General features: G+C 54.8%; 11 protein-coding genes. 6 read left to right on the plus strand and 5 right to left on the minus strand.

What is annotated here, in order from left to right; all coding sequences use genetic code 11:
- Nucleotides 1-44: 44 nt before the first annotated feature.
- The 5 genes from rpoN (at nucleotide 45) to npr (ending at nucleotide 3,531) form a co-directional block, all read left to right on the plus strand.
- A complete protein-coding gene (gene rpoN, locus L370_RS17540) occupies nucleotides 45-1,478 on the plus strand; it encodes an RNA polymerase factor sigma-54 (protein ID WP_023333609.1) in 1,434 nt (477 codons plus the stop codon).
- A gap of 22 nt (nucleotides 1,479-1,500) precedes the next feature.
- Nucleotides 1,501-1,788 (plus strand): ribosome hibernation promoting factor, encoded by a 288-nt coding sequence (hpf, locus tag L370_RS17535; RefSeq protein WP_008501444.1) that lies wholly within the window; start codon nucleotides 1,501-1,503, stop codon nucleotides 1,786-1,788.
- 82 nt (nucleotides 1,789-1,870) lie between these two features.
- Nucleotides 1,871-2,362, plus strand: a complete 492-nt coding sequence (gene ptsN / locus L370_RS17530; protein ID WP_008501443.1) for a PTS IIA-like nitrogen regulatory protein PtsN — start codon at nucleotides 1,871-1,873, stop codon at nucleotides 2,360-2,362.
- Nucleotides 2,363-2,407: 45 nt separating this feature from the next.
- Nucleotides 2,408-3,262, plus strand: coding sequence for an RNase adapter RapZ (rapZ, locus tag L370_RS17525; RefSeq protein WP_008501442.1), 855 nt, complete (start codon nucleotides 2,408-2,410; stop codon nucleotides 3,260-3,262).
- Nucleotides 3,259-3,531 carry a PTS phosphocarrier protein NPr gene (gene npr / locus L370_RS17520; protein ID WP_003861872.1) on the plus strand — a complete coding sequence of 91 codons (273 nt, stop codon included), beginning with the start codon at nucleotides 3,259-3,261 and terminating at the stop codon, nucleotides 3,529-3,531. Before rapZ ends, npr begins: the two co-directional genes overlap by 4 nt.
- 39 nt (nucleotides 3,532-3,570) lie before the next feature.
- On the opposite strand, the gene mtgA is transcribed toward npr, so the two are convergent.
- From mtgA to lptF, 5 genes are all read right to left on the minus strand, one after another.
- The gene (gene mtgA, locus L370_RS17515; RefSeq protein WP_023333610.1) at nucleotides 3,571-4,296 is read right to left on the minus strand and encodes a monofunctional biosynthetic peptidoglycan transglycosylase; all 726 of its coding nucleotides are present in this window, start codon (nucleotides 4,294-4,296) and stop codon (nucleotides 3,571-3,573) included.
- The gene (gene elbB, locus L370_RS17510) at nucleotides 4,293-4,946 is read right to left on the minus strand and encodes an isoprenoid biosynthesis glyoxalase ElbB (RefSeq protein WP_032666547.1); all 654 of its coding nucleotides are present in this window, start codon (nucleotides 4,944-4,946) and stop codon (nucleotides 4,293-4,295) included. Before elbB ends, mtgA begins: the two co-directional genes overlap by 4 nt.
- Nucleotides 4,947-5,179: 233 nt before the next feature.
- Nucleotides 5,180-7,513, minus strand: a complete 2,334-nt coding sequence (gene arcB / locus L370_RS17505) for an aerobic respiration two-component sensor histidine kinase ArcB (protein ID WP_023333612.1) — start codon at nucleotides 7,511-7,513, stop codon at nucleotides 5,180-5,182.
- Between the two features lie 135 nt (nucleotides 7,514-7,648).
- Nucleotides 7,649-8,731, minus strand: a complete 1,083-nt coding sequence (lptG, locus tag L370_RS17500) for an LPS export ABC transporter permease LptG (RefSeq protein ID WP_023333613.1) — start codon at nucleotides 8,729-8,731, stop codon at nucleotides 7,649-7,651.
- A complete protein-coding gene (lptF, locus tag L370_RS17495) occupies nucleotides 8,731-9,831 on the minus strand; it encodes an LPS export ABC transporter permease LptF (protein ID WP_024906345.1) in 1,101 nt (366 codons plus the stop codon). Before lptF ends, lptG begins: the two co-directional genes overlap by 1 nt.
- A gap of 266 nt (nucleotides 9,832-10,097) precedes the next feature.
- Between lptF and pepA the strand changes: the two genes are divergently transcribed.
- Nucleotides 10,098-11,609, plus strand: coding sequence for a leucyl aminopeptidase (gene pepA / locus L370_RS17490; RefSeq protein ID WP_023309366.1), 1,512 nt, complete (start codon nucleotides 10,098-10,100; stop codon nucleotides 11,607-11,609).
- The last annotated feature ends 52 nt before the right edge of the window (nucleotides 11,610-11,661 follow it).

Below are 11,661 nucleotides of genomic sequence, written 5' to 3' on the forward strand. Positions count from 1 at the left end.
GGTAGAGGTAACGTAACGCCGAACCGGAGAAAAATGCTCTGAACATGAAGCAAGGTTTGCAATTAAGGCTCAGCCAACAACTGGCGATGACGCCGCAGCTACAGCAGGCAATTCGCCTGTTGCAACTGTCCACGTTAGAACTTCAGCAGGAGCTCCAGCAGGCGCTGGACAGCAACCCCCTGCTGGAACAAACCGATCTTCATGACGAGGTAGATACCCAGCAATCGCAGGATACAGAAGCGCTCGACACCGCGGATGCACTCGAACAAAAAGAGATGCCCGACGAGCTTCCGCTGGATGCCAGCTGGGATGAAATCTACACCGCCGGAACCCCTTCCGGTACGCGTGCAGACTACCAGGACGATGAGCTACCGGTCTATCAGGGAGAAACCACCCAGTCGCTGCAGGATTACCTGATGTGGCAGGTGGAACTCACCCCCTTCTCCGATACCGACCGCGCGATTGCCACCTCAATTGTCGATGCCGTTGACGACACCGGCTATTTGACCGTCACGCTGGACGATATTCTGGAAAGCATGGGCGATGAAGAGATTGAGCTTGAGGAGATCGAAGCCGTTCTGAAGCGCATTCAGCGTTTCGATCCGGTAGGCGTGGCTGCAAAAGATCTGCGCAATTGCCTGCTGATCCAGCTTTCCCAGTTCAGCAAAGAGACGCCATGGATCGACGAGGCGCGCTTAATCATCAGCGATCATCTGGATCTGTTGGCTAACCACGATTTCCGCTCCCTGATGCGCGTCACGCGCCTGAAGGAAGAGGTGCTGAAAGAAGCGGTGAATCTGATCCAGTCGCTCGATCCGCGCCCGGGTCAGTCGATCCAGACCAGCGAGCCCGAGTACGTCATCCCGGACGTGCTGGTCAGAAAACACAATGACCGCTGGGTCGTTGAACTGAATTCAGACAGCATTCCTCGCCTGCAAATCAACCAGCAGTACGCCTCCATGTGCACCAGCGCGCGTAACGACTCCGACAATCAATATATTCGTAGCAATCTTCAGGAAGCACGATGGCTGATCAAAAGTCTTGAGAGCCGAAATGATACGCTGCTGCGCGTCAGTCGCTGTATTGTGGAACAGCAGCAGGCGTTCTTTGAGCAGGGCGAAGAGTTTATGAAACCGATGGTACTGGCGGATATCGCCCAGGCCGTCGAAATGCATGAATCAACCATTTCCCGTGTCACCACGCAGAAGTATCTGCACAGTCCACGCGGTATTTTTGAGCTTAAGTATTTCTTCTCCAGCCATGTGAATACCGAGGGCGGCGGCGAAGCGTCGTCAACGGCCATTCGTGCTCTGGTGAAGAAGTTGATCGCCGCGGAGAACCCCGCGAAGCCACTAAGCGACAGTAAGTTAACCACCATGCTGTCCGATCAGGGTATTATGGTGGCACGTCGTACTGTTGCGAAGTATCGAGAGTCTTTATCCATTCCGCCGTCCAACCAGCGTAAACAGCTGGTCTGACACAACCGATAAGGAAGACACTATGCAGCTCAACATCACTGGACAAAACGTCGAAATTACCGAGGCTTTACGCGACTTCGTGAACGCGAAGTTTGCAAAACTCGAACAGTATTTCGAAAGGATCAATCAGGTCTATATTGTGTTGAAAGTGGAGAAAGTGACTCATATCTCGGATGCCACCCTGCATGTTAACGGGGGTGAACTGCATGCCAGTGCGGAAGGGCAAGACATGTACGCTGCTATCGACGGCTTGATTGATAAGCTTGCACGACAGCTCAATAAACATAAAGATAAACTGAAACAACACTAATTGTCCGGGCAGTTAACGGGTGCAGGACGGCCTGTTGTGAAACACAACAGGCCATTTGTACAGTTAGCGCTTAGGTGAAATTATGATGAACAACGATTCCGCTCTTCAACTGAGCAATGTCCTTAACCAGGAATGTACCCGCAGTGCGGTTCACTGCCAGAGCAAAAAACGTGCGCTGGAGATCATCAGTGAACTGGCTGCCAAACAGCTGGGCCTGCCGCCACAGGTGGTGTTCGAAGCGATTCTGACCCGTGAAAAAATGGGCAGTACCGGTATCGGCAACGGCATCGCGATCCCGCACGGCAAACTGGAAGAGGATACCCTGCGTGCCGTTGGTGTGTTTGTGCAGCTTGAAACACCTATCGCCTTCGATGCTATTGATAACCAGCCCGTCGATCTCCTCTTCGCGCTGCTGGTGCCTGCCGACCAGACGAAAACCCATTTGCATACGCTGTCGCTGGTCGCAAAACGTCTGGCCGATAAAACCATATGCCGTCGACTGCGCTCGGCCCAAAGTGATGAAGAGCTCTATCAAATTATCACTGAAGCAGAAGGCAATCAGGATGATGCATAATCAGGAGATGGCCTTCACATCTGTTGTCCTGAGGAGAAACGGAACATGGTGCTGATGATTGTCAGTGGCCGTTCAGGGTCGGGGAAATCCGTTGCTCTGCGCGCGCTGGAAGACATGGGTTTTTACTGCGTCGATAACCTGCCGGTCGTGTTGTTGCCCGACCTGGCCCGCACGCTTGCGGAGAGACAAACCTCTGCCGCCGTCAGTATCGACGTCCGTAACATGCCGGAATCGCCCGAGATCTTCGAACAGGCCATGAGCAACCTGCCTGATACATTCTCGCCACAGCTGCTGTTCCTTGATGCAGACCGCAATACGCTGATCCGCCGCTACAGCGATACCCGTCGTTTGCACCCGCTTTCCAGTAAGAACCTCTCTCTGGAGAGCGCTATCGATGAAGAGAGTGACCTGCTGGAGCCGCTGCGTTCTCGTGCCGACCTGATTGTCGACACCTCTGAGATGTCCGTTCACGAGCTGGCGGAAATGCTGCGTACCCGGTTGTTGGGTAAGCGCGAGCGTGAACTGACGATGGTGTTCGAATCCTTCGGCTTTAAGCACGGTATTCCGATTGATGCGGATTACGTTTTTGACGTGCGCTTCCTGCCGAACCCGCACTGGGATCCAAAGCTGCGTCCAATGACCGGTCTGGATAAACCCGTCGCGGCCTTCCTCGACCGGCACACAGAAGTTCACAATTTTATCTACCAGACGCGAAGCTACCTTGAGCTATGGTTACCTATGCTGGAGACAAACAATCGTAGCTACCTCACGGTGGCGATTGGCTGTACCGGCGGTAAACATCGTTCGGTTTACATCGCCGAACAGCTGGCCGACTATTTCCGCTCGCGCGGGAAGAACGTTCAGTCCCGTCATCGCACGCTGGAAAAACGTAAAACATGACCGTAAAACAAACCGTTGAGATCACCAATAAGCTGGGCATGCATGCACGCCCGGCGATGAAACTGTTTGAGCTGATGCAGGGGTTCGATGCAGAGGTTCTGCTGCGGAATGACGAAGGCACCGAAGCGGAAGCGAACAGCGTGATCGCCCTGCTGATGCTGGACTCCGCCAAAGGGCGCCAGATTGAAGTCGAGGCCACCGGACCTCAGGAAGAGGAAGCGCTGGCGGCAGTGATTGCGCTGTTCAACGCAGGGTTCGACGAAGATTAAGGTCTGCCAGTCAGGCGGGTGGCGCTGCGCTTACCCGCCCTACATTAATTTATTGCTCTCCATAAATCCTTCTCCTCCCAACTGACGCATTTGACGCATGATCCACGCCTGACGACTTCGCACGTACCCTGATGGGGCGCTGGCTTTAAAGCGGATGGGATTCGGTAAAACAGCGGCCAATAGCGCTGCTTCTGACATGCTCAGACGGCTGGCTGGCTTATTGAAATACCGTTGCGCGGCAGCTTCCACGCCAAATATGCCGTCGCCAAACTCAGCGACGTTGAGATAGACGGTCAGAATGCGTTTTTTGCTCCAGACCGTTTCCATCCCAAGGGTGAGCCCCGCTTCCAGCCCTTTTCGCACCCAGCTTCGGCCATCCCACAGAAACAGATTTTTGGCCGTCTGCTGCGACAAGGTTGACGCGCCGCGCACGCGGTTTTCATGGCGTTCGTTATGGGCTAGCGCCTTCTCAATTGCCGCCACGTCGAACCCCCAGTGCTCCGGGAATTTCTGGTCCTCCGCCGCGATGACCGCCAGCCCCATGAACGGTGAAATCTCGTCCATGCTCACCCAGTCAGAGTGGGCAACATAGCCGAAATCACCGCTGAACCACGCGCTAAGCTGGCGCTCAACCATAACGGCAGAGAACGGAACCGGCATAATGCTGAATAAAGCCAGCCCGCCTCCCCAGAATACCGCCAGTACAAGAACAATACGCAAAAGGATGCGTTTCACCCCTGCGCCTGCGGCAAATTTACGCCTCATTCAGTCAGCACCAGCACGCGAGCCACCAGCTTTTCAATACCTGAGGCCGCCTCAGCGATATTGTTCGCCAACATATACGCCGGCGTGGTGACAACTTTGTTATCTTCATCAACCACAATGTCATCAACCGGGCAGGGAACGTGTTCGCCCCCCATTTCCTCGACGATCTCTGCGGTATCAATATCCGTCCCGATAGTCAGGCGCAGCGGGAAATCGAAAATCCTGGGCAGCATGGCCGGCGCGATGCAGATAAAGCCCAGCGGTTTTCCTGCCGCATGCATGGCCTGCGACAGCGCTTTCAGATGAGGATCGATCTGACACTCCGCGCCCTGCGCAGCGAAGGTACTGAGATTTTTGGCCGCGCCAAACCCACCCGGTACAATCAGCGCATCAAGCTCTGTAGGATCTGCCTGAATAAGAGGATGGATATCACCTCGCACGATACGCGCGGCCTCAATCAGTACATTACGGGTTTCCGCCATCGGCTCACCGGTCAGATGATTAATCACATCCGCCTGATTTTTGTCTGGCGCAAAGCAAATAACTTCTGCTCCGTGCTTAGCCAGGGCCAACAGCGTAATGACGGCTTCATGTATCTCAGAACCATCGTAAACACCGCATCCGCTCAGCACGACACCAATCTTTTTCATCATGACAATCCTTTTCTGCAACTTGCTGAAGCACATTAATAATTTTGATTAAAACGCTATGCTTCACACATTTCACTGATTCATGTAACAAACCATTTAAGATTTGCTATCTTATCTGCGTGCGGCCTAAATTTTTTCAGGCGGCGCCCTTTCGAAAATAACTTTAAAAAACAGGCGCAGCCACGATTTCCCTGGTGTTGGCGCAGTATTCGCGCACCCCGGTTAAGCCGGGGTCATTTTTTTCTGGCGTCAACCCAGGCCTTCAGCACCGCAACATCGTTTTGCCACTCTTGTTTCATCTCTTCAACCCAATCACCCACGTTATCTTCCCATGCAGGTAAATCAGGGGACTGAATCTGTTGACCCAGCTGCTGCAGGTGGCGTAAGCCAACCGAGCCGGCGGCACCTTTAATTTTATGTCCTTCTTCCACGATGCCCTTCTGGTCACGAGCCGTCAGGTTTGATTCCAGCACGCTCAGATAGCCCGGCATCATTTTTTCGAATACCGCCAGACCGTCGGTAATCAGTTTCGGGCCGACCAGATCGATGTACTGCTCCAGCATCGCGGTATCGAGTATCGTTTGGGCTTTTGCGCTATCAACAGACGTCATGGTGCTCTCCTCTTCATCACGGGTATCCCAGAACTTCTTAATCATGGCGGTCAGAGCAGGCACCGCCAGCGGCTTGCTGAGTACATCGTCCATACCGGCATCGAGATACTCTTTTTTATCTTTCAGTACGTTCGCCGTCAGCGCCACCAGCGGCGGCAGTTCGTCGGCCGCGTACTGACGCGTCAGCTCACGCGAGATATCCAGCCCTGTCATGTCCGGTAACTGGATATCCAGCAGGACAAGATCGTATTCGCCCGGTTTAAACATCTCGAGTGCGGCTTTACCGGTCATCGCGACATCCACGCTATTGCCCAGCTTTTCCAGCACGGAGCGCGCCACAATAACGTTCAGCTCAATATCTTCCACCAGCAGAACGTGCAGCGCAGGCAGCGGCATGTCGTCGTTTTCAAAGGTATCCTCAACCTCCTCCGCCACCGCCGGTGCATGGACCGTCAGCGTGAAGGTTGACCCTTTCCCCGGCTGGCTGGCAACGGTGATATCGCCCCCCATACTCTTTGCCAGCCGTTTAGAGACCGCCAGACCAATGCCCGTTCCGGTAGCAGGCTTCCCGCCGTTGCTGTCCTTCACCTGGTAGTACATCGCGAAAATTTTGTCCTGCTCCTCCTGCGGAATACCAATCCCGGAGTCCTCCACCTCGAAGTGCAGCATATCGCCGTCGTCAAAGCGGATGCGTACTGCCACCTGCCCCTTCTGGGTAAATTTCACCGCGTTGCTGATAAGGTTCCACAGGATCTGGCGCAGACGCGTGCCGTCAGTCACCACTTTATGCGGCAGCGGTAGGGTTGGCTCCATGACAAAACTCAGCCCCTTCTGCTGCGCCTGTAAGCCGGACAGGTTTTCGAGATCGGCAAGGAAGCTGGTGAAATCAACAGGCTGGTTATCAAGCTGAACTTTACGGCGCTCCATCTTATCCATATCAATAATATCGTTGAAGATATTACCCAGCGTGACCGCTGAGACATGGATAGTCTTGAGGTATTTTTCCTGTTCTGCGGTCAGGTCGGTATCCAGCAGAATTCGGCTCAGCCCGACAATGCCGTTAAGCGGCGTACGCAGCTCGTGGCTGATGGTGGAGATAAAGGTAGTCTTGTCGCGGCTGGCGCGCTCCAGGGCGTCCTGATAGCGCTTACGCTCGGTGATATCGCGGCCAAAGCCCATCAGGCCGTGGCGTTTCCCGACGCGGTCATAGTAAGGCACCTTACGGATCTCAAAGCAGGCTTTGCGTCCGTCCGGGTAATCCAGCCACTGTTCATAGGTCAGCGAGACGTTATGGCGGAAGACTTTTTCGTCCGTCTCCATAACCTTGGCCGCCGCCTCTTCAGAGTAAACGTCCTGCGGCTTCAGGTGAATCAGCTGCTTCTCGCTTTTTCCGGTGAGCAGCTCCATCGCACGGTTACAGCCGGAAAACTCTTTATCTTCATTACGGTAGAACACCAGATCCGGTGAAGCATCAAGAAATGACCGCAGGAAAGAGGACTGCTGCTCAAGCTGGATCTGCGTGACCTCGCGCTCTTTCATTTCGATTTTCAGCTGCTCCAGCGTGGCCTGACGCTCGGCTTCCGCCTTCTCACGATCTGAAATCTCCTGGTTCAGCTGCGCGATGTTGTCTTTGAGCTGGACGTTGAGCTTCAGGTCGCGCTCGCGCATCTCTTCCAGTTTATCGACCAGTTTTGACAAACGCTGACGGGACTCTTCCAGCTGTTCAACCACCACGGAAAGGAAATAGACCGCCCAGGGCGTAATGAGCAAGCCAAAGAAGATGGAGCGGATGACGTCGATACTCTCGACCTGACCATGCAGAACCATGGTGACGGCCATTTGCACGACAATGGCCAGAACGACCAGCGCCAGCGCAAGCAGCATGGAGAAACGCACCAGCCCAAGCTTCATCATCAGGTCGACGTAATACTGGGCAAGCATTCGAATTTGCTTCATAGAGGATCCCTTCACGACTTTATCGCTCAATAATACTCAAATTCAGGGCGAGGCGTTGAAGGTTGTGAGAAAAAGTGCGGAGTGAAACAGGAGATTAGCCTCGCTCCCGGTTAACCGGAAGCGAGGAGAGGTCAATCAGGAGCGTTTCAACAGCAGCCAGAGGCTGATCAGGAGGAAACTGGCGCTTGGCAGCAGCGCACCAATCATCGGCGGAATACCATAAACCAGCGTCAGCGGACCGAAGATCTGGTCGAGCACGTAGAATACAAAGCCGAAGCTGATACCGGTCACAACGCGCACGCCCATCGGCACGCTACGCAACGGGCCGAAGATAAACGACAGCGCCATCAGCATCATCACCGCCACGGACATCGGCTGGAAGATCTTGCTCCACATGTTGAGCTGATACCGTCCTGCATCCTGCCCGCTCGACTTCAGGTATTTCACATAGTTGTGTAAACCGCTGATGGAGAGCGCGTCAGGATCCAGCGCTACAACTCCGAGCTTATCGGGAGTCAGATTGGTCTTCCACGTGCCGGTCACCGTCTGAGAACCGGCGATCTGTTTCGGATCGGTCAGGTCAGACTCATCGACCTGGGACAAGCGCCACTGTTTTTTTTCAGCGTCAAATTTCGCCGAAGAGGCGTGGCGGACTGATTCCAGACGGCGCTGGTCATCAAAAGCGTAGATGCTCACCCCACCCAGTTCATCATTGCCATTGACCCGTTCGATGTAGACGAAGTTTTTACCGTCTTTCGCCCATAAACCTTGCTGAGTCGAGAGCAGTGAGCCGCCGTACATGGCCTGGGCACGGTAGTTACGCGCCATCTGTTCGCCCTGCGGCGCGACCCACTCGCCAATCGCCATGGTCAACAGCACCAGTGGGATCGCGGTTTTCATTACCGACAGCGCAACCTGCATGCGGGTAAAACCCGAGGCCTGCATAACGACAAGCTCACTGCGCTGCGCCAGCATCCCCAGCCCCAGCAGTGCGCCCAGCAGGGCCGCCATCGGGAAGAAGATTTGCACATCTTTCGGCACGCTGAGCAGGGTATACATCCCCGCGCCCAGCGCGTCATAGCTCCCCTGCCCGGCTTTTTTCAGCTGGTCGACAAATTTGATAATGCCGGAGAGCGACACCAGCATGAACAACGTCATCATGATGGTGGTAAAAATGGTTTTACCGATATAGCGATCAAGAACGCCAAACGCCTGCATTAGATGGCTCCTTTACGCGAGAATCGGGCACGTATGCGGCGCACAGGCACCGTATCCCACAGGTTTAATCCCAGCGCCAGTAAGATGTACAGGCTGTTGACGAACCATGTCCAGACCATAGGGTCCAGCTTACCCTTCGCGCCGTTAGAACGAATCGAGGTTTGCAGCAGGAAATAGATCAGGTACAGCAGCATCGCCGGCAGCATAGAGAGCACGCGGCCCTGACGCGGGTTCACCACGCTCAGCGGCACGACAATCAGCGCCATCATAAACACGGTGAAGACAAGCGTAATACGCCAGTGGAACTCAGCGCGCGCTCTGTCGGTATCGGTGTTCCACAGCGTGCGCATGTCCATTTGCTCGGTATCCGTTGGATCGAGCGCCACCGCCTGATGGCCGATAATAGCCTGATAGTTCTGGAAATCCGTAATACGGAAGTCGCGCAGCATCGCGGTGCCTTCGAAACGGGTGCCTTTGTTCAGCGTCACGATCTGCGAACCATCTTTGCGCTGAGCAAGCTGACCGGAGTCTGCAACCACCACTGATGGACGCGCGTTACCTTTGGGACGTAACTGCGCCAGGAATACGTCGTTGAATTTACTGCCGTCAACGCTCTCAATAAACAGCACGGAGTTGCCGTCGGTCGCCTGCTGGAACTGCCCCTGGGCTAACGCCGCCATGCCGGGGTTGGCTTTCGCTTCGGCCAGCACTTCGTCCTGATGACGGGAAGACATGGGGCCCGCCCACATCACATTCACCGCAGCAACAATACCCGTGAACAGCGCCAGTATCATGGCCGCTTTCACCAGTACCGCTTTGCTAAGGCCACAGGCATGCATCACCGTGATTTCACTCTCGGTGTAGAGTTTCCCAAGCGTCATGAGCAGGCCAAGGAAAAGACTTAGCGGCAGGATGAGCTGCGCCATTTCCGGGATCCCTAAACCAAGCAGGGAAAGCACCAGATTTGTTGGAATTTCGCCGTCAACAGCCGCACCGAGGATCTTAACCAGCTTCTGACAGAAAAAAATCAGCAGCAGGATGAAGAGGATCGCCAGTTGGCTCTTGAGCGTCTCCCGCACCAGATATCTTATGATTATCACTTTAAATACGCCCGTAAAAACCCGTCTCTTTGCAGGAATTTCGCTTGTTTCATGGCTTAAACGTCATTTATTCTCTTGAGTCGTCGAAATCATCGCTAAGATTAAAACATCCAGCGGATTCACGCTTCAGGACTTTTTCTGACGTGTCGAAACCGTAGTAACGTAAGATTAACACGAAGTCACCACAACAGCGGACATGAGTTACGAAAGGTTTCAATTCTATCCGTAGCAGCCGCCGTTGTCTTTAAGATTCAGGAGCGTAGTGCATGGAGTTCAGTGTAAAAAGCGGTAGCCCGGAGAAACAGCGGAGTGCCTGCATCGTTGTGGGCGTCTTTGAACCGCGTCGACTCTCCCCGATCGCCGAGCAACTCGATAAAATCAGTGACGGCTATATTAGCGCCCTGCTGCGCCGTGGCGAACTGGAAGGCAAACCTGGGCAGACGCTGTTACTGCACCATGTTCCGAACGTACTGTCAGAACGTATTCTGCTGATTGGCTGCGGCAAAGAACGCGAACTGGATGAACGTCAGTATAAACAGGTGATTCAGAAAACGATTAATACGCTGAATGACACCGGTTCAATGGAAGCCGTCTGCTTCCTGACAGAGCTGCACGTTAAGGGGCGTAACACCTACTGGAAAGTGCGCCAGGCGGTCGAAACGGCAAAAGAGAGCCTGTACAGCTTCGATCAGCTGAAGACCAATAAAAGCGAGCCGCGTCGTCCACTGCGTAAAATGGTCTTTAACGTGCCAACCCGTCGCGAGCTGACCAGCGGCGAGCGCGCCATCCAGCACGGTTTGGCGATCGCGGCCGGCATTAAAGCCGCCAAAGATCTCGGCAACATGCCGCCTAACATCTGTAACGCCGCGTACCTGGCCTCGCAGGCGCGTCAGTTGGCCGACGCCTACAGCAAGAATGTCATTACCCGCGTCATCGGCGAACAGCAGATGAAAGAGCTGGGGATGCACTCTTATCTGGCGGTCGGTAACGGCTCTCAGAACGAATCCCTGATGTCCGTCATTGAGTACAAAGGCAATCCGTCCGAAGACGCACGCCCTATCGTGCTTGTCGGTAAAGGCCTGACCTTCGACTCCGGCGGTATCTCCATCAAGCCTGCCGAAGGCATGGACGAGATGAAGTACGACATGTGCGGCGCGGCGGCAGTTTACGGCGTGATGCGCATGGTGGCGGAGCTTCAGCTGCCGATTAACGTGATTGGCGTGCTGGCAGGCTGCGAAAACATGCCTGGCGGTCGCGCCTATCGTCCGGGTGACGTCCTGACCACCATGTCCGGGCAGACGGTTGAAGTACTGAACACCGACGCCGAAGGCCGTCTGGTACTCTGTGACGTGCTGACCTATGTGGAACGCTTTGAGCCGGAAGCGGTGATTGACGTCGCCACCCTCACCGGTGCCTGTGTGATTGCGCTGGGTCACCACATCACCGGCCTGATGTCGAACCACAATCCGCTGGCGCACGAGCTTATTGGTGCCTCAGAGCAGGCCGGAGACCGCGCATGGCGTCTGCCGCTGGGCGATGAATATCAGGATCAGTTGGAGTCTAACTTTGCGGATATGGCGAACATTGGCGGACGTCCTGGCGGTGCGATCACCGCGGGCTGCTTCCTGGCACGCTTCACCCGCAAGTACAACTGGGCACACCTGGATATCGCGGGCACCGCATGGCGCTCCGGTAAAGCCAAAGGCGCCACCGGTCGTCCAGTGGCGCTGCTGTCGCAGTTCCTGCTCAATCGTGCGGGTTTTAACGGCGACGAGTGATGCATAACGCCGGGTGGCGGCTTCGCCTTACCCGGCCTACAGCATCACTCAA

The sequence above is a fragment of the Enterobacter sp. MGH 24 genome, assembly GCF_000493015.1.
In the GTDB taxonomy this organism is placed as follows: Bacteria; Pseudomonadota; Gammaproteobacteria; order Enterobacterales; family Enterobacteriaceae; genus Enterobacter.

Coding starts and splice junctions, on each gene's coding strand:
- rpoN (WP_023333609.1), top strand. CDS start 45: ATGAAGCAAGGTTTGCAATTAAGGCTCAGCCAACAACTGGCGATGACG.
- hpf (WP_008501444.1), top strand. CDS start 1,501: ATGCAGCTCAACATCACTGGACAAAACGTCGAAATTACCGAGGCTTTA.
- ptsN (WP_008501443.1), top strand. CDS start 1,871: ATGATGAACAACGATTCCGCTCTTCAACTGAGCAATGTCCTTAACCAG.
- rapZ (WP_008501442.1), top strand. CDS start 2,408: ATGGTGCTGATGATTGTCAGTGGCCGTTCAGGGTCGGGGAAATCCGTT.
- npr (WP_003861872.1), top strand. CDS start 3,259: ATGACCGTAAAACAAACCGTTGAGATCACCAATAAGCTGGGCATGCAT.
- mtgA (WP_023333610.1), bottom strand. CDS start 4,296: ATGAGGCGTAAATTTGCCGCAGGCGCAGGGGTGAAACGCATCCTTTTG.
- elbB (WP_032666547.1), bottom strand. CDS start 4,946: ATGAAAAAGATTGGTGTCGTGCTGAGCGGATGCGGTGTTTACGATGGT.
- arcB (WP_023333612.1), bottom strand. CDS start 7,513: ATGAAGCAAATTCGAATGCTTGCCCAGTATTACGTCGACCTGATGATG.
- lptG (WP_023333613.1), bottom strand. CDS start 8,731: ATGCAGGCGTTTGGCGTTCTTGATCGCTATATCGGTAAAACCATTTTT.
- pepA (WP_023309366.1), top strand. CDS start 10,098: ATGGAGTTCAGTGTAAAAAGCGGTAGCCCGGAGAAACAGCGGAGTGCC.